This is a genomic window from Streptomyces humidus (assembly GCF_014649655.1).
Classification (GTDB): Bacteria; Actinomycetota; Actinomycetes; order Streptomycetales; family Streptomycetaceae; genus Streptomyces; species Streptomyces humidus.
In genome coordinates, this window is record NZ_BMTL01000023.1 from 68541 (window position 1) to 86139 (window position 17599).

The 17599-nt window shown below is 73.2% G+C and carries 16 protein-coding genes; 11 read left to right on the forward strand and 5 right to left on the reverse strand.

Annotated features, from left to right (window positions below; genetic code table 11):
• Positions 1-97: 97 nt before the first annotated feature.
• The 5 genes from IE239_RS25665 to tgmB all read left to right on the forward strand — a co-directional run bounded on the left by IE239_RS25665 (position 98) and on the right by tgmB (position 4580).
• Positions 98-772, forward strand: a complete 675-nt coding sequence (locus IE239_RS25665) for a hypothetical protein (RefSeq protein WP_190151754.1) — start codon at positions 98-100, stop codon at positions 770-772.
• Positions 773-1262: 490 nt separating this feature from the next.
• Positions 1263-2468 (forward strand): hypothetical protein, encoded by a 1206-nt coding sequence (locus IE239_RS25670; protein WP_229878309.1) that lies wholly within the window; start codon positions 1263-1265, stop codon positions 2466-2468.
• A gap of 402 nt (positions 2469-2870) precedes the next feature.
• Complete coding sequence (locus IE239_RS25675) at positions 2871-3158, forward strand: DUF1232 domain-containing protein (RefSeq protein WP_190151755.1); 288 nt, start codon at positions 2871-2873, stop codon at positions 3156-3158.
• A gap of 223 nt (positions 3159-3381) precedes the next feature.
• Positions 3382-3573 (forward strand): putative ATP-grasp-modified RiPP, encoded by a 192-nt coding sequence (tgmA, locus tag IE239_RS25680; protein ID WP_190151756.1) that lies wholly within the window; start codon positions 3382-3384, stop codon positions 3571-3573.
• A 17-nt stretch (positions 3574-3590) separates the two neighbouring features.
• Positions 3591-4580, forward strand: coding sequence for an ATP-grasp ribosomal peptide maturase (gene tgmB, locus IE239_RS25685; protein ID WP_190151757.1), 990 nt, complete (start codon positions 3591-3593; stop codon positions 4578-4580).
• A gap of 79 nt (positions 4581-4659) precedes the next feature.
• Here tgmB and IE239_RS25690 read toward each other — a convergent pair whose 3' ends face one another.
• The gene (locus tag IE239_RS25690; RefSeq protein WP_190151837.1) at positions 4660-4917 is read right to left on the reverse strand and encodes a DUF5133 domain-containing protein; all 258 of its coding nucleotides are present in this window, start codon (positions 4915-4917) and stop codon (positions 4660-4662) included.
• 341 nt (positions 4918-5258) lie between these two features.
• Between IE239_RS25690 and IE239_RS25695 the strand changes: the two genes are divergently transcribed.
• Positions 5259-5498, forward strand: a complete 240-nt coding sequence (locus tag IE239_RS25695; protein ID WP_190151843.1) for a hypothetical protein — start codon at positions 5259-5261, stop codon at positions 5496-5498.
• Between the two features lie 223 nt (positions 5499-5721).
• Positions 5722-6831 carry a PP2C family protein-serine/threonine phosphatase gene (locus IE239_RS25700; RefSeq protein ID WP_229878310.1) on the forward strand — a complete coding sequence of 370 codons (1110 nt, stop codon included), beginning with the start codon at positions 5722-5724 and terminating at the stop codon, positions 6829-6831.
• Here IE239_RS25700 and IE239_RS25705 read toward each other — a convergent pair.
• Positions 6767-9031, reverse strand: coding sequence for an MMPL family transporter (locus IE239_RS25705; protein ID WP_190151759.1), 2265 nt, complete (start codon positions 9029-9031; stop codon positions 6767-6769). The genes IE239_RS25700 and IE239_RS25705 overlap by 65 nt on opposite strands.
• 176 nt (positions 9032-9207) lie before the next feature.
• Here IE239_RS25705 and IE239_RS25710 point away from each other — a divergent pair, with 176 nt between their 5' ends.
• Both IE239_RS25710 and sthA read left to right on the forward strand, forming a co-directional pair.
• The gene (locus IE239_RS25710; protein ID WP_190151760.1) at positions 9208-9417 is read left to right on the forward strand and encodes a hypothetical protein; all 210 of its coding nucleotides are present in this window, start codon (positions 9208-9210) and stop codon (positions 9415-9417) included.
• Positions 9418-9739: 322 nt separating this feature from the next.
• On the forward strand, positions 9740-11143 hold the full coding sequence (gene sthA / locus IE239_RS25715; protein WP_190151761.1) for a Si-specific NAD(P)(+) transhydrogenase: 1404 nt from the start codon (positions 9740-9742) through the stop codon (positions 11141-11143).
• Between the two features lie 28 nt (positions 11144-11171).
• Here sthA and IE239_RS25720 read toward each other — a convergent pair whose 3' ends face one another.
• Entirely contained in the window at positions 11172-11633 is a 462-nt protein-coding gene (locus tag IE239_RS25720; protein WP_190151762.1) for a DUF5709 domain-containing protein, read from the reverse strand.
• Positions 11634-11966: 333 nt separating this feature from the next.
• Between IE239_RS25720 and IE239_RS25725 the strand changes: the two genes are divergently transcribed.
• Together IE239_RS25725 and IE239_RS25730 are read left to right on the forward strand one after the other, a co-directional pair.
• Entirely contained in the window at positions 11967-13433 is a 1467-nt protein-coding gene (locus IE239_RS25725) for an APC family permease (protein ID WP_190151763.1), read from the forward strand.
• Positions 13434-13444: 11 nt separating this feature from the next.
• On the forward strand, positions 13445-14404 hold the full coding sequence (locus IE239_RS25730) for a hypothetical protein (protein WP_190151764.1): 960 nt from the start codon (positions 13445-13447) through the stop codon (positions 14402-14404).
• Positions 14405-14486: 82 nt separating this feature from the next.
• Here IE239_RS25730 and IE239_RS25735 read toward each other — a convergent pair whose 3' ends face one another.
• The gene (locus tag IE239_RS25735) at positions 14487-16832 is read right to left on the reverse strand and encodes a glycoside hydrolase family 65 protein (RefSeq protein WP_190151765.1); all 2346 of its coding nucleotides are present in this window, start codon (positions 16830-16832) and stop codon (positions 14487-14489) included.
• Complete coding sequence (locus IE239_RS25740) at positions 16829-17581, reverse strand: beta-phosphoglucomutase family hydrolase (protein ID WP_190151766.1); 753 nt, start codon at positions 17579-17581, stop codon at positions 16829-16831. The genes IE239_RS25735 and IE239_RS25740 overlap by 4 nt, the downstream gene beginning before the upstream one ends.
• Between the last annotated feature and the right edge of the window lie 18 nt (positions 17582-17599).

A 17599-nucleotide genomic window follows, 5' to 3' on the forward strand; every position in this document is an offset into this window, starting at 1 on the left:
CGGCGAGTCGTTCCGAACCGCACCGGAACCGTCCCGGGCCCGCATTCCCTTCACCCTCGCTCCTCGCTCCTCGCCCTCCCCACGAAGGACATGTGCTTTGACTCTCCTGCACCCTGACGCCCCGTCGTCCCGCCGCCCGGGCCGCTGCTGGACGATCCGCGTGGTCGGGCACCGGGACCGTACGGCATCGGTCACCTGCTCCTCGCCGTGCGCGATGCCGCCGCGTTCCCGGGATCTCGCGGCCCTGCGCCGCTTCGCGGAGGCCCACGCGGCCGCGCACGCCAGAGCGGCGGCGGTGCACCACGACGCCGCCTGCTGGTGCCGCCGTCAGCAGTGCGCGCTGCACGAGGGCACCCGGGTCGCCTGCGCGGGCACGGTCGTCCTCGTCCTGCGGCACGATCCGGCGGTCGGCCAGGTGTGGACCCTCACGGAGGTCTGCTCCGCGTGCGCCTCGTTGCTGCCGCACGCGCGGGTGCTCAGCCGGGCGGCCCCGCCGCCGCCGCGCGTCTCCGGGAGGGAGCCGGAGGCCCGTCCGGTCAGGGGTCCTGGCCAGGCCGCGGGCCCGTACGACGGGACGGGTGCGAACCGGGAGGCCGCCGACGACGGTCCGGCGTCGTCCGGACCGTCGGCCCCGACCGTGGGTTCGCCGCGTATGGTGCCCGGCGGGTTCAGTGCGCCCTCGTCGGGCACGGGACCGGAACGGGCCGGCGGCCGGAGGGGTGGGCCGGGCGGCCGGCGCGGGCGCAGGGAGACGGAGGGCGGCGGGGTGTGAGGCGGCGGGGCGCCACCCGGCCGTCGGCTGCCCGACAGGGCTGTTCCCGGGCCTACGGGCTTCGTTCCGGGCCGGTGGCGGATGCGCCGCCCGGGCGGCGAGCGCTTCAGGCTCGCGCGCGCCCGCGCCTGCCGTCGTGCGCGCCCGCGCGCGACCTGCTCCGACGGGCGCGCGGACAGGGCTCGCCCCTACGCGGATGGTGGGCGGGCCCTGTCCACGGGACCCGATTCTGCGGTCCCGGGAGCCGACGGGCCCATGGGTGCGGGGCCGTCGGCCGTGGTGCGCGGCGCACACCCCGTGCGAGCGCCCCGCACCCGGCACGCGGTCGCCGGGATCCGCATGCGTGACGCGTCTCGCGCAGGGGAAGGCGCTCCCCCGACCGGGGCGGCGCGGACGCCCGCGCCGCCGGCCCCCGACCGCTTGATCGCGCACCCCCCGCGGCGAGCGATACTGGCCTTCGCACCTCGCCGCCATGTCGTCGATCGCCCTCATGAATGGAGTCACGCACATCTCCGCGACCGTTCCGCCCACCGCTCCGTCCACGGTGTGGCAGTCCCGTGGCCGCCACACCGGCCCGACCGCGCCCGACGTCCTGCGCAAGAACCTCCGGGCACGCAAGGACGCCGGGGTCCTTCAGGACTTCGGGGAGTTGACCGACGTCGGCACCCCCGAGGGTGAGCTGGCCTTCGAAGCCCGGTGGCTGGTGGACGAGGACGTGACCGTCCGCGCGCGCCTCGCCCTCGCCGAGTGGTCGGGCCGTGGCCAGGAGTGGACGCTGACGGCGGAGGCGGAGCGCCCGTGGGACCTGCGCTGGCCGTCGCCCGCCGCCATGTTCTGGCCGTGGGAGGCGGACGTCCTGTGGGGGCACGAGACCGTCACCGGCGAGCGCTTCCTCGACGTCAACCCGCTGCCCGCGGACGACAAGGAGCTGCGGCGCACGCTGCGCAACGCCCTGCGGGACACCTGGACGGTGCATCTCGTCGTCCACGAGGCCATGACACCCGACGAACGGGGCCGGCGCTCGCTGGTCCCCCTGCTCCCGCCCGGTCTGCAGCACCGGGTCGTGGAGCACAGGGCGGCCCCGCACCAACTGCGTACCCTGAACTGGGCCCTCAAGGAGTCCGGGGTGGAGGTGCCGCGCGGCGGAGCTCTGGTGCTGCCCGGCGCGCCGGCCCCGGCCGGCTACGACGCCGCCGACTTCTCGGTGCGCACCGTGTTCCTGGACGGCACGCACCCCACCGAACTGCTGGACGCCGTCCAGCGCTTCGCCGCGCTGCCCCGGCCGCTGCCGGAGGGCGCCGACGCGGCGCTCACGACGCTGCGGGAGCAGTGGCAGCTGCTGACCCTGGAGGAGGAGCTCGCTCGTGAACGCGGGCTGGTGGCGATGTACAAGGATGCGCTGGAGGCGATGACGCAGTCCCGGGACCTGTACCGGGAGGCGGCCGAGCACGCCCACGAGGCGCTGGCCGCGTACCGCGAGATGGCCGCCGAGGCCGGGGAACCTCGTCCGGCGCCCGCCCGGCGCGCGGGCTCGCCCTTCCAGCAGCTGGGCCGCACCCTGGAACGCCTCAAGGAGTCGACCAAGGGCATGCGCCCGGTGCCGACGGCGTCCGCAGCCGCTCCCGTGAAGCCGGCCGAGCCGGGCGGCGCCGCCCCCGACGGCGAGGACGGCGGCCCGGAGACGAGCACCCGGTAGAAGCCGCGGGCGTCCCGGGCGAATCGCCGGTCGGATCAACAGGCCGCCCGGCACCGGCCGTTCCACGGGGCGCCGTCCCGTACGGAGTCGGAGCGGTGGCCGCGACGGCGGAGCGGCGCGTGCGGGTCGGGCGTCCTCGGGTGCGGGATGTCCGCCGGCCCGTCGCGGGCGCCGTCCGGGTCCTCGACGTCATCACCCCGCACCTGGTGCGACGGGGCGCCGGCGCCTTCGTCACCGTCGCCTCCGGCATCGCCTTCCTGTCGTCCGATGCGGTAATCCGGCGGGAAGCGGGAATCCGGAACGCGAGAACGGGGAAATCGACTGTCAGGGACCACATACCAAGGTCCGGACAGATCAGGACAAAAACATCACGCGCCGCGCGACGGACCATCGGGAGGGCCCGTGGATGCGCCAACCACGCTCGTCGTCGTGGCGGCGGTGGCCGCCGCCGCCCTGTTCGGCGTGGCCGCCACGGTGCTGGTGCGCCTGGTCCGCGCCCGCCGCGGCCTGAGGCGAGCAGGACTGCCCACCGGCCCGCGCTGGGTCTTCTGGGGGGCGGTCCTGTACTTCGTCCTGCCGGCCGACATCCTGCCGGACCCCGTCTACCTCGACGACATCGGCGTCCTCCTGCTCGCCCTGCGCACCATGCGCCGCGCGCCCGAGAACGACCCCGAGCGGCTCCCCGACTGACCGTCGGCGAAGACGTTTTCACCCCGGCTCGACCCGATCTCCCCTGCTCCGCGCCCTGCTCGGCGCCCAACTCCCCGATGATCACGGAGAGTAAGGAAACCAACCATGCGTTCGACTCGTATAAGTGACTGAAGGTCGCACCCATCCAGCACCACGCAGCGGGCCCGAGTGACGTCGCACAGCGGCACCGCTTGATCGAAGCAGTACCGACGAGGGAGAGACGATGAAACCGTTCACGCTCAACTACGCACGCCCTGCGGCGGAGTTGGAGTTCGCCACTCCGTACGCCTACGATCACGGACTGCAGTTGAACGTACTCTTCGACGGCCGGGTCGCCGCGCGCGACCACGCCCTCCTGAGAGAGCTCGGGACGACGACCTCGACTGCGGGCTCCAAGACCCACTTCGACGACTGAACACGGGCCGAAGCGACATGACCGTGCTCATTCTCACCTGTGAAGAGGACGTCACGGCGGACATGGTGGTCGTGCACCTGAACGCCGCCGGCGTCCCCGTCGTCCGGTTCGACCCCGCCGATCTGACCCATTCCGTCGCGCTGTCCGGCGAGTTCGTGCACGGGGCCTTCCGGGGCCACCTGTCGTCCGCCGGCCGGCTGCTGAGCCTCGAGGGCCTCAGGTCGGTGTGGGTCCGCCGTCCCGGCGCCCCCGCGGCTCGGGCGCCCGAGCCGTCGGCATGGCTCACGGAGGAGTCCTCACAGGCGCTCTACGGCATGCTCCGCGGTACCGGAGCACGCTGGATGAACCACCCGGACGCGTCCCAGCGCGCCCGGCACAAGCCCTGGCAGCTCAGGCTCGCGCAGCGCAGCGGGCTGCCCGTGCCGGCCACGATCGTCACCACCTTCCCGCAGGCGGCGCGCGAGTTCGCGGACCGCTATCCGGATCTGGTGGTCAAGCCGGTCTCCGGGGCGCACCCTCAGGATCCGCCCCGCGCGGTGCCCACCACCCGGGTGCCGCCGGGTGCGGACTTCGCCGCCGTGGCCTACGGCCCGACGCTGCTTCAGCGCCGGGTGGCCAAGCGGGCCGACATCCGGCTGACCGCGGTCGGGGACCGTCTGCTGGCCGCTCGCAAGGAGGCGGTCACCGGCGACGACCCCGACGTGGTGGACGTGCGTTTCTCGGCGTCGACCACGCCCTGGCGTCCCGTCGAGGTTCCGCCGCGGCTCGCCGAGGCCGTGCGCAGGTATCTGCGCGAGGCGGAACTGGCTTACGGGGCCTTCGACTTCGCGGAGGACGCCGACGGCACATGGTGGTTCCTGGAGTGCAACCAGTCGGGACAGTTCGGCTTCGTGGAGGTGGACACCGGCCAGCCCATCGCCCGCACCATCGCGGAATGGCTGGCCGGGCCGCCCCTGGAGAAGCCCGGCATCCGGCACGCGGACCGGTGCGGCTCGGCCGCCTCGTGACGCGTCCGGGCGCGGCGGTGGCTCGAGAAGGAGCACCGCCGCGCCCGGGGAGCGGCGCCTCGCCGCCCTCACACCGCTCTCACACCGCCAGGGACAGTCCGTTCTCGGTCTCGGCGGCCCCCGCGTGCGTCGCGGGCGTCGCCGCCGACTCCAGCAGGGCGTCCGCCGCGGCGACCGCCTCTTGGACGTCGGGCGTGCCCATCAGCACGCACAAGGTGTACGTCACGTCCTGAAGCTCACGAGCCGCCTGCCGCGTCTCCCTCTCCGCCTGAGCGATCCTCAGCGTCGCGTAGCGGGTCAGCAAAGTCCTGGCGACCTTCGGGTCCGGAACGATCACGAGCACCCCTCTCTCCTGTTTGCGCTGCGTGTGCCCGGACCTGGGCGATTCATGCGTGTCGGTCGCTCATGTCACTCGCGGGGGTCTCGATCCGGCCAGGACCGCGCACGCGAAGCGCCCGCCCGTGCGGATCCGTGAACGCGCCGGGGTGGGACCCTGTGCGGGTTCGTCGGCGTGCCGGTCTCCAGGACGCGCCCGTCCCCTCGGCGCCGTGACGCGGCCCGCTCCGCGCACGGTGGACGTCGGGCGGGCCGCCACGAGGCCGCTGCTTCGACCGAGCATGCATCAGCGGCCCGATTCGGAGCACTCGGCATGGCGTCGCCTCACGAGGAGAGAACGCCGTGCTCTGGGTCGCCGTACTGCTGCTGCCGCTGCTGTCCGTTCTGCTGGCCTTCATGGACCGGGTGGAGGAACGCCTGCTCGCCCCGGTCTCGGCCAGGCGCCGCCATGCCGGCCGCCGACGGCACCTCCGTCTGATACCGGGCGGCGCCACCGGCGCCAAGCCGGGCGCGGCCTCGGACGGGGCGTCGGGTGCGGTGACGGACGCGGCGACACAGGCGGACGAGGGCCGGGCGGCCTGAGCGCCGGCAGGGACGTACCGGCCGGCCGTCGCCGGTGTGCGAGACACCTCCGGCCCGCGTCACGCAGATGCCGGCCGACGTCGAGACCCTGCCGGGAGCCGCAGCTGACCGCCTCGGCCCGCCCGGCGCACACAGGTCCGGCCAGGGACCCGCTCACGACCTCGGCATACGCGCGCTGACGGTTCGGCGTGCGCCCGCCCGCGCCGGGGTGGAGCGTGGGGGTGTGGGACGACAGGACCGGGACCGGCGGGGCTGGCTGCGGGGTGCGCCTGCGCCGCGCTGGGTGCGGGCGCTGCCGCTCGCGCTGACGGCGGGCGTCTGCGTCACCACGCTGGCCAGTCCCGAACCGCTGGACCTGGGCTTCCTGCTCGGCGCGATCCCGCCGCTGGCCGTGCTGTCGTACGGTCCCGCGGTGACGGCGGCGCTCGGCGCGGCCGTGGTGGTGATGCTCAGCGTGCCCGCGTTCCAGCTGGACCGGCCGGGGCAGACCGATGTGCTGACGGTGTGCTTCGTCGCCGTCCTGAGCGTGTTCGTCGCGTTCGTGCGCCGCCGCCGGGACGTCCAGCTGGACACCGAGCGCACCATCGCGGAGGCGGCGCAGCGCGCCGTGGCGCCGCCGGTGCCCGAGCGGGTCGGTCCGGTGCGGTGCGCGGGTCTGTACCGGGCGGCGCAGTTCGGGACGCTGGTGGGCGGCGACTTCTTCGACGTGCGCGAGAGCGCCCACGGGGTGCGGGCGGTGCTGGGGGACGTGCAGGGGCACGGGTTGGCGGCGGTGGCGACGGTGTCCTCCCTGCTCGGGGCATTCCGGGAGGCGGTGCTCGACCAGCCGGACCTGGAGTCGGTGGCGGCCCGCCTGGATCGCAGGCTGATGGTGGACTCGGCGCGGGTCGTACACGCCGAGCTGTTCGCGACGGCCGTCCTGGTGGAGTTCACGCCGGACGCCGACGCCGTGCGCGTCCTCGCCTGCGGGCATCCGCCGCCCGTGCTGCTGCGCGACGGCGGCGCCACCGAGGTGGACGTGGCGCCGTGGACGCCGCTCGGGCTCGGTCTGCCCGGCGCCCGGCTCGTCGCGGCGGTCCTGCCGCTGCGGCCGGGGGACCGTCTCTTCCTCGCCTCCGACGGCGTCTTCGAGGCCAGGGACGCGGCCGGCGTGTTCTACCCCCTGCTGGAGAGGCTGCCCGCGCTCGCCGCCGACGCCGATCCGGCGACCACCGCCGACCGGGTGTGGACGGACGTCCTGCGTCACTCCCCCACGGTCCGCGACGACGTCACGATGCTCGTCCTCGCACCGGCGGGTCCGGCGGGTCCGGCCGGTGCGGCGACGGTGCGGTGAGCGTCTCGGCGTCGCCCTCGGCGTCGATGTGCGGCAGGATCCGGTCCAGCCACCGCGGCGTCCACCAGGCGCGCGGGCCCAGCAGGGTCATGACGGCGGGCACCATCAGCAGCCGGACCACGGAGGCGTCGATCAGCACGCTGACGGCGAGGCCCAGGCCCAGCATCTTGACGACGATGTTGTCGCTGACGAGGAACGCCGAGAACACGCTCACCATGATCAGGGCCGCGCAGGTGATGACCCGTGCGGTGATCTCCAGGGCGTGGGCGACGGCGTCCTTGGCCTCGCCCAGGCGCAGCCAGGCCTCGTGGACGCGGGAGAGCAGGAAGATCTCGTAGTCCATGCTGAGGCCGAAGACGATCGCGAACATCATCATCGGCACATAGCTCTCGATGGGCACCTTGCCGTTGACGCCCAGCGCGGGCCCGCCCCAGCCCCACTGGAAGACGGCGACGACCACGCCGTAGGAGGCGGTGATGGACAGGACGTTGAGGACGGCCGCCTTGACCGCGACGAGAGGTCCGCGGAAGACGGCGAGGATGATCAGGAAGGCGAGGCCGACGACGACCGCGATGATCAGGGGCAGCCGGCGGGCGACGATGTCGCGGAAGTCGACCTGGGCGGCCGTGGTGCCGGTGACGTAGCCCTTGGCGTCGTATCCGGAGACCGCGTCGGGGAGGGTGTGGCCGACGAGGCGGTTCGTCAGGTCGGTGGTGGTCGCGCTCTGCGGGGACTGCTCGGAGTAGACGGTGGCGAGCAGCACGTCGCCGTCGCCGGTGGCGGTCAGCGGGGTGACCGTGGCCGCGCCGGGCACCGCGCCCAGGGTCTTCGTCGCCTGCGCGGACAGGGCGGGGCGTTTGTCGGACGGGACGGAGGTCTGGTCGATGACGACGGTGAGGGGCCCGTTGGAGCCGGGGCCGAAGGCGTCGGTCATCAGGTCGTAGGCCCGCCGGTCGGTGAAGGAGGTCGGGTCGGCGCCGTCGCCGATGTGGCCGAGCTGGATGGAGAAGACGGGGATGGCGAGGACGGCGATGACGGCGACTCCGGCCCCGAGGAACCGCCAGGGGTTGCGTTCGACGCGCCTGGCGTAGCGGTGCCAGGTGCCGTGCGGGACGGCGCCCGGCTCGGCGTCGGTCTCGGCGACCGGTCTGCGGACGTGGTAGCGGTCGATGTGCCGCCCGATGAGCCCCAGGAGGGCGGGCACGAGGGTGAGTGCGCCGGCGACGGCGGAGACGACCGTGACGGCCGCGGCGAGTCCGAGTTTGCCGATGAAGGACACCCCGGAGGCGTACAGGCCGGTGAGCGCGATGATCACGGTCGTGCCGGAGACGAGCACGGCGCGGCCGCTGGTGGCGGTGGCATGTCCGGCTGCCTCGGCCGGGTCGGCGCCGTACATCAGGTTCTGCCGGTGCCGGGTGATCAGGAAGAGGGCGTAGTCGATGCCGACGCCCAGTCCGATCATGGTGGCCAGCGTGGGCGACACGGTCGCGAAGGTGAAGGCGGCGGCCAGCAGTCCGAGGCAGGCGAGCCCGCCGACGACGCTGATCAGCGCGGTGATCAGGGGGAGTCCGGCGGCGATGACACTGCCGAAGCCGACGAGCAGGACGACGATCGCGACCGCGAAGCCGATCAGCTCGCTGATCCGGTCGTTCGGCGCCGGGCGGGCGAGTTCACCGAGCGATCCGCCGTACTCGACGTCGGCGCCGGCCGCGCGCAGCGGCTGCACGGCCTGGTCGACGCCGCTGAGGTAGCCGTCGCCGAGGGTGGAGGGCTGCACGTCGAACCGGACGGTGACGTAGGCGGTCTTCCCGTCGCCGGAGACGGGTCCGGCCTTCGTCGGGGTCTGGGTCAGCGGGTTCTGCACCGACAGGACGTGGGGCAGCTTCTGCAGGTCGCCGACCGCGGTCGACATCTGCGGGCTCAGCGTGCTCACGGCCTGGTCGTCGTGCAGGACGATCTGGCTGCTGTAGCCGCCGGCCTGCGGGTCGTGCTGCTTCAGCACGTCCAGGCCGTCGGTGGACTGCACGCCGGGCAGCTGGAAGTTGTCCTCGTACCCGCCGCCGAACGTGCGGCTGAGCGCCTGGAGGGCGACGAGCGCCACCAGCCAGGCGATGATGACGAACAGGAAGTGACGGGCGCACCAGGCGCCGAGTCTGCGCAGTGTCCCCGGTCGGGGTCTCCCGGCAGCGGTGGGTTCCATGAGCTGGGCCTTCCTGCCGTACGGGGATGCCGCACAGTGGTCGGGGCGCCCGGACACGGCCCATTAGAACCCTGGCCGATCACCGCGGCATCCCGGCCCGCGGTGATCGCGATTGCGGGGCGCGGCTCCAGGATGAATGGTGTTAGTACACCCTTCGGACGCGAGGAGCCGACATCATGCCGACGTCACAGCCCGGCGCCGCCCGACCCTCCCCGGACGACCGCGCCACCCCGGACGACCTGCTCCACACCCGTACCGGCACCGAGGTGTCCGCGGAGGACATGGTCCTCGCCACGGGACGCGACGTGACTCCGCGCACTCTCGCGTGGGCGCGGCGCAAGCTCGCCGAGGAGGGGCCCGGCGCGATCGAGAAGCTGCTGCCGTAGTCGCCGCGGTCCTTCCCCGGGCGCCCCCGCCCAGCCGGGCCGCGGAAGGTGCCCGACCTCGGCATGCTCGTCCTCGGACCAGGTCCGGGCGGCCAGAAGGCGCGGTCCTCGTCGTCCCCGGCCGCTGAGCGGCCGAAACGGGTCTTCACCGTGCCGACGGTGATGGACAGCCCGGCACTTCAACGGGCCCGTTTCGTCCGGCAGGGGCAGGTCGGGAGGATCCGCGCCTGATCGCTGGGCGAGCGGCGCGGGAAGGTACTCGACGCCCTCGTGGAGGGCGGGCCCTATCCGCACCCGCCCTCGTCCTGCCAGACTGCGGAGGGTGCCCGACTTCGACATGCTCGTCCTCGGATCAGGTCCCGGCGGCCAGAAGGCCGCCATAGCCGCGGCCAAACTGGGCCGCCGGGTGGCCGTCGTCGACCGCCCCGACATGGTCGGCGGGGTCTCCCTCCACACCGGAACCATTCCCTCCAAGACGTTGCGCGAAGCGGTGCTCTATCTCACCGGCCTCACCCAGCGCGACCTGTACGGACAGAGTTACCGCCTCAAGGAGAACATCACCGTCGCCGACCTGACCGCCCGCACCCAGCACGTGGTCGGGCGCGAGATCGACGTCATCCGCAGCCAGTTGACCCGCAACCACGTCGCGCTGTTCGCCGGCACCGGCCGGTTCGTCGACGACCACACGATCGCCCTGCGCGAGGCCAGCGGGCAGGAGCGGCTGATCAGCGCCGAGCACATCGTCATCGCCACCGGGACCCGGCCGGCCCGGCCGGACAGCGTGGAGTTCGACGAGCGGACGATCCTCGACTCCGACAACGTCCTGACCATCGAGCGGGTGCCGCAGTCGATGGTGATCGTGGGCGCCGGCGTGATCGGGATGGAGTACGCCAGCATGTTCGCCGCGCTCGGCAGCAGGGTGACGGTGGTGGAGAAGCGGGCCGGAATGCTCGACATGTGCGACGTCGAGGTCGTCGAGTCCCTCAAGTACCACCTGCGCGACCTGGCGGTGGCGTTCCGCTTCGGGGAGACCGTGGCCGCCGTGGAGCGGCATCCGCGCGGCACGCTGACCGTGCTGGAGAGCGGCAAGAAGATCCCGGCGGACGCGGTCATGTACTCGGCGGGCCGCCAGGGCCTGACCGACGAACTCGACCTCGAGAAGGCGGGGCTGACGGCCGACCGGCGCGGGCGGATCGAGGTCGACGACCACTACCGCACGCCGGTCGGGCACATCTACGCCGTCGGTGACGTCATCGGTTTCCCGGCACTCGCGGCGACGGCGATGGAGCAGGGCCGCGCGGCCGCCTACCATGCCTGCGGTGAGCCCGTCGGGCAGATGCACCACCTCCAGCCGATCGGGATCTACACCATCCCGGAGATCAGCTTCGTGGGCCGCACGGAGGACCAGCTCACCGAGGAACGGGTGCCGTTCGAGGTGGGGGTGGCCCGCTACCGCGAACTGGCCCGCGGGCAGATCATCGGCGACGCGCACGGCGTGCTCAAGCTGCTGGTCTCCCCCGAGGACCGCACCCTGCTGGGCGTGCACTGCTTCGGCAGCGGGGCGACCGAGCTGATCCACATCGGGCAGTCCGTGATGGGCTGCGGCGGCACCGTGGACTACCTGGTCGACGCGGTCTTCAACTACCCGACGCTCGCCGAGTCGTACAAGGTCGCCGCCCTCGACGCCACCAACCGGCTGCGGCAGTTGGACCGGATCGGGGACTGACCGACGCGAGCGGCCCGACGCGGGACGCTCACTCCTCGACGATGTGGACGGCGGCCTCCTCGGCGCCCGCGGCCCCGCCGTCCACGCCCACGTCCCGGGCGATCTCCTCCTTGACGGCGTCGGGATGCGCGCCCTCGTCGGGGGCGACGAGCCGGCCCGCGCGCCGGTCGCCCGCCTCGGGGTCGAGGGGCTCGCCCTCGCCGCCGGGCAGGTCCCCGACGCCGTCGCCGGCCGGCCCGGCCGTGTCCGGGACCTCCTGGGCGAGCCGCTGGTCCAGGCTCTCGCCCTCGTGCTGCTCGGCCGCGGTGGTGCCGTACTTGGTCACGCCGAGCGGCTTCTCCGGCGGGGAGTAGCCCTCGTCCAGGGTGTCGTCGTAGGTGCGTTCGTCGAGGGCGTCCTGGAGGTCGAGCGGTGCGCCGTCCTCCTGCTCCTCGTTGGATCCGGTGGGCTGGTAGACGTCGTCGCCCATCGCCTCGGACTCCGTGCCCATGGTGCCTCCTCGCCGTCGGGCCGCTGTCTTCCCCGTCCGCGTTTCCCGTCCGGCCCGCTCCAATCGCGACACATGTCACCTGCGCACGCGCGGTCGCACATTCCCCACCCGTTCGATCTTGCAAGCCAAATCCTTGGGGCTATAGTCACTCGCACACTCGGTGTGACCGTCCGTGGACGCAGTGCTCGGACGGCGCCCTCAGCGCTTTTCTCCGCCGACGTCCTTCGGGGCCACCCTTCCCGGGACGCGACGGCGCTCCACCTCTCACCCCCCCCCATACGCCGTCGGGCCGCCCCGGTCCGAGCGACGTGCCCGAAGGAAAGCAGCGCAACGATGAGCAACAGCGTCGGCAGAGGGCTCCAGGCGAACGTGCTGGGCACCTTCGACACGGTGGTGATGGCGGTCGCGGGCAGCGCCCCGGCGTACTCCATCGCGGCCACCACGGCGGTCCTGGCGGGCGCCGTGGGCCTGGCGGGACCGGCGGCGCTGCTGTACTGCGCGATACCGATGCTGGGCATCGCCCTGGCGTTCAGCAGACTCAGCCGGATCGACGTGAACGCCGGGGCCAGCTACTCGTGGGTGGGGCGCACGCTCCATCCCTTCCTGGGCTTCATCAGCGGCTGGGCGCTGGTCGTCTCGGCGACCATCTTCATGGTGGCCGGGTCGTTGCCGGCCGGGTCCATGACGCTCGCCCTCTTCGACGAGGGACTCGCCGACGACACCGCGCTGTCCACCGTGGTCGGCGCCGCCTGGTTCCTGGTCATGCTGGCGGTGGTGCTGGGCGGGGCCCGGCTCACCGTGCGTGCCCAGCTGATCATGTCCGGCGTGGAACTGGTGATCCTGGCGCTGTTCGCGGTGCTCGCCCTCTTGCACACGGACAACTCGCTGGCCTTCGACTGGTCCTGGCTCGGCTTCAGCCACTTCCACGGGGTGTCCGGCTTCGCGTCGGGCGCGCTGGTCGCGGCGTTCTACTACTGGGGCTGGGACGTGACCAGCAACCTCAGCGAGGAGACGCGCGACAGCCGCCGCACGACCGGTCTGGCGGGACTGATCGGCGTCGGCGTCGTCTTCCTGCTCTTCGAGGTCTTCACCATCGCCGTCAACATCGTCCTCAGCTCACGGCAGATCGAGGAGAACGGCTCGAACGTGCTGGCCGCGCTGGGCCAGGAGGTGTGGCCGGGCTGGGGCGGCAAGATGCTGATCGTGGCCGTGATGCTGTCCACCGTCGCCACCCTGGAGACGACGCTCATCCAGGTCACCCGCTCGCTGTTCGCGATGGGCCGCGACCGGACGATGCCCTCCGCGCTGGGCCGGGTGCATCGCACCTGGAACACGCCCTGGGTGGCGATCGCGGTGGTGGGCGGGGTGGCGCTGGCGCTGTTCGTCGCCTCCAACCTGCTGGGCTCGGTGGGCGACATCCTCGCCGACGCGATCTCGGCGATCGGCCTGCAGATCGCGGTCTACTACGGCCTGGCGGGCCTGGCGGCCGTGGTCGCCTACCGCAGAACGCTGCTGACGTCCCCGGCCGACTTCGTCCTCGGCGGACTGTGGCCGCTGGGCGGTTCGCTGTTCATGTTCTGGGTGTTCGCCGAGTCGCTGGGCGAACTCGAGCCCGCGGCCGTCGCCATCGGCATCGGCGGGCTCGCCGTGGGCCTGGTGCCGATGCTCTGGTACTGGCGGCGCGGCAGCGACTACTACCGGCCCGCGCGGCTCGACGCCTCACGGACCGTCCGGACCGACTACGTGCCCGACGGCGGTCCCGCCGCGTACTCCCACGACGGTCTGCCCACCGACTTCTGAGAGGGGCCGTGATGGCGCGGGACCGTTTCGCCCCCGACTTCGACCCCGACTGCGGAGACACCGCTCTCTCCTCCGTCCGGCACGACATCGTCATCGGCCGCTGGCAGGGACTGCGGGACCTGCTGCACTCGACCGGCCCCGACCGGCTGGCCCGCGGCCACCGGGTGCGGATGCTGGCGCAGGCCTGCGCGGGCAGTTCGACCGTGGAGACCTGGCTGGCCGCCGAGCCGCACAGCGGCGACGCGCTGGTGCAGCGGGCCGCCACGGAGACGGCCCGGGCGTTCACCCTGGCGATCGCCGCGGGCCGGGGCGTGCCGATCGACCAGCACCGCGTCGACGGTGCGGTGCTGGCCTGTCTGGCCGCGGCCGAGGCCTGCCCGGACGACCCGACGCCGTGGATCTCGCTGATCTCGGTGGCCCGCCTCTACCCGTCGGGCGTGCGCAGGCAGGAACTGGCCCGCTGGTGGGACGAGTTGCACCGGCGGGACCCCTACAGCATGGAGGGCCACCTCCAGGTGCTGCACTACTACTCCGCCCGCTGGCACGGCTCGCACGGGCTGATGTACGACTTCGCCCGGGACGCGGCCGGCGTGGCTCCGCCGGGCTGCGCGCTGCCGGTGCTGGTGCAGTACGCGCGGGTCGAGGAGTTCCGTCACGCCCTGGACTCCGCGCCGGGGCGCCCCGCCTCGGTGGGTCTCGGCCAGCACTGGGACAACGACGGCGCGGTCAGCGACGTCCGCCGCACCTGGGACCGCTGGATCATGGGCCGCCAGGACGACGCCGTCGCACCGGGCGAGCTGCGCGACGTCAACCACCTTGCGCACGCCGCGTGTGCGGCGGGCGTCGCCGACGTGGCGGCGCCGCTCCTGAGGGCCCTCGGCCGTCGGGCGACCCGCACTCCCTGGTCGTGCACCGGCGATCCCGCGCAGCAGATCGTCAGATGGCGCAAGGAGTGGGGCGTGCGCGACTGAGCGCGCCCGCGGGCCGGGAGGCGAGACGCCCCGGTGGCCGGCGCCCGGCGGCCGGGCACACCCCGCCCCTTCCCGCCGTGGGCTAGAAACGGGTGTGCGGTCCCCGGTGCAGGGGCTGTCGCGGCGCCGGACGGTCCGGCACGGGCGGCACGGCGCGCACGACCGGCCCCTCTCCGTTCACCCGTACCTGCTCGCCGTGGTGGTGGAGCGTCATCGGCGGGCCGGACAGCAGGGTGTAGGCGGCCTTGTCCGGGCCTATCTCCACGCGCAGCCGCCGGCCGAGGATCTGGACGCTGAAGGCCAGCCGGCTCAGCCGCTGCGGGAGCCGGGGCGCGAAACGCAGGCCGTCGGCGTCGCGGCGCAGGCCGCCGAAACCCGCGACCAGGGCCGTCCAGGTGCCGGCCAGGGAGGCGATGTGCAGCCCGTCGCGGGTGTTGTGCTCCAGGTCGGCCAGGTCCATCAGCGCGGCCTCGGTCGTGTAGTCGAAGGCCAGGTCGAGATGGCCGGCCTGCGCGGCGATCACGGCCTGGCAGCACGCCGAGAGGGAGGAGTCGCGGACGGTCAGCGGCTCGTAGTAGGCGAAGTTGCGCGCGACCTGCTCGTCGTCGAAGTGACTCGCGCAGGTGTACATCGCCAGGACCAGGTCGGCCTGCTTGACGACCTGTTTGCGGTACAGGTCGAAGTAGGGGAAGTGCAGGAGCAGCGGGTACTGGTCGGCGCGGGTGGCGGAGAAGTCCCACTGCTGGTAGCGGGTGAATCCGGCGTGCTGTTCGTGGACGCCGAGCTCGTGGTTGTAGGGCACGTACACCGCCCGCGCGGCGTCCCGCCAGGCCGCGCTCTCCTCGTCGTCGACTCCGAGCCGGGCCGCCTCCTGCGGGTGGCGTTCGACGACGTCGGCGGCGGCGAGGAGGTTCGCCCGTGCCATGAGGTTGGTGTACGTGTTGTCGTCGGCGACCGCGCTGTACTCGTCGGGCCCGGTGACGCCGTCGATGTGGAACGCGCCGTGCGCGTCGTGGTGGCCGAGCGAGCGCCACAACCGGGCGGTCTCCACCAGCAGTTCGACGCCCGTCGCCCGCTCGAACTCGGCGTCCCCCGTCGCCGCGACGTAGGACACGACGGCGTGGGCGATGTCGGCGTTGACGTGGAAGGCGGCGGTCCCGGCCGGCCAGTACGCCGAGCCCTCCGACCCCTCGATCGTCCGCCAGGGGAACGCGGCGCCCCGCAGTCCGAGCTGGACGGCCCGTTCGCGGGCGGCGGGCAGGGTGTTCTGCCGCCAGCGCAGGGCCTCCGCGACGGCGTCGGGAGCGGTGTAGGTGAGCAGGGGCAGGACGAAGGTCTCGGTGTCCCAGAACGCGTGGCCGTCGTACCCGGAGCCGGTCAGCCCCTTGGCGGGGATGGCCCGTTGCTCGGCGCGGGCGCCGGCCTGCAGGACGTGGAAGAGGGCGAAGCGGACGGCCTGCTGGATCTCCTCGTCGCCGTCGACCTCGACGTCCGCGCGGGACCAGAAGTCGTCGAGGTAGGCCCGCTGTTCGGCGAGCAGGCCGTCCCACCCGCTGTGTCCGGCCGCCGCGAGCGCCGCTTCCACCTGGTCGCTCATCGCGGGCCGCGAGCGGGCGCCGGACCAGCCGTGGGCGACCAGCTTCTCCACGCGCAGCCTTTCACCGGGCTCCAGCACGGAGGTGACGGTGAGCCGGGCGACGTCGACGTTGCTCTCGCTGCTGAGCGTGGTCCGTTCGGGGCCGGTGACGTTGTGGTCGGCGGCCACGGCCACGCGCAGTCCGCTGCGCTTCGTGCGGTGCACGAGCCGCAGCCGGCGGCCGACGGCCACGTCCTCCTCCGGCTCCAGCGGCGACTTCAGGGCGCGCGCCGCGCGCGGGTCGCCGTTCGGGTCGGGCAGGCTCTCGTTGGTGACCAGTTCGGACTGGATCACGACCCGGGAGCGGCTGCCGACGGCCTCCACCTCGTAGGCGACGGCGGCGACGGAGCGCTGGGCGAGCGAGACCAGCCGGGTCGAGCGCACCCGCACGGTGGATCCGGCGGGGGAGGTCCACTCGCAGGTGCGTTCCAGGACGCCCCGGCGCAGGTCGAGCACGCGCTCATGGGTGACGAGGCGCCCGTAGCGCAGGTCGAACGGCTCGTCGTCGACCAGCAGGCGCAGGATCTTGCCGTTGGTGACGTTGATGACCGTCTGCCCGGACTCCGGATAGCCGTAGCCCGCCTCGGCGTAGGGCAGCGGGTGCAGTTCGTGGACGCCGTTGAGATAGGCGCCGGGCAGACCGTGCGGCTCGCCCTCGTCGAGGTTGCCCCGCCAGCCCACGTGCCCGTTGGACAGCGCGAAGACCGACTCGCTCTGAGCGAGGACGTCGAGGTTGAGTTCGGTTTCGCGTATGCACCAGGGCTCGACCGCGTACGACCGCTGGGTGATCACGCGTGCCCTCCCTGCCCGAGGAGGTCCTCGAGGTCCCGCACCACGACGTCCGCGCCGTGCGCGTACAACGCGTCGCTCTGTCCGACCCGGTCGACGCCGACGACATACCCGAAGTTCCCGGAGCGGCCCGCGTCCATCCCCGCCAGCGCGTCCTCGAAGACGGCCGCGCCCGCCGGCTCGACGCCCAGGTCGCGGGCGGCGGCCAGGAAGGTGTCGGGGTGCGGCTTGCCGGGCAGTTCCCGCTCCGCCGCGACGACGCCGTCGACGCGTACGTCGAAGAGGTCCTCGGCGCCGATCGACCGCAGCACGTCCCGTGCGTTGGCGCTGGAGGAGACGATCGCCGTGCGCAGCCCCCGCGCGCGTGCCGCCTCCAGGTAGCGCAGGGTGCCGTCGTAGGCCTGGACGCCCTGGGTGCGGATCTTCTCCAGGAGCAGTTCGTTCTTGCGGTTGCCGAGGCCGTGGACGGTCTGCGCGTCGGGCGGATCGTCGGGGCCTCCCTCGGGCAGACGGACGTCGCGGGAGACGAGGAAGGCGCGGACGCCGTCCGCGCGTGGACGGCCGTCGACGTACTCGTCGTAGTCGGCGCCCGCGTCGAACGGGCGGAATCCGTCCCCGTCGCGTTCGCGCAGGAAGGCGTCGAACATCTCCTTCCAGGCGGCCGCGTGGACCACGGCCGTGCGGGTGACGACCCCGTCGAGGTCGAAGAGGCAGGCCTGGATGGATTCGGGGAGGCCGAGCGTCGTCGTCATACAGGCACGGTTCCCCGC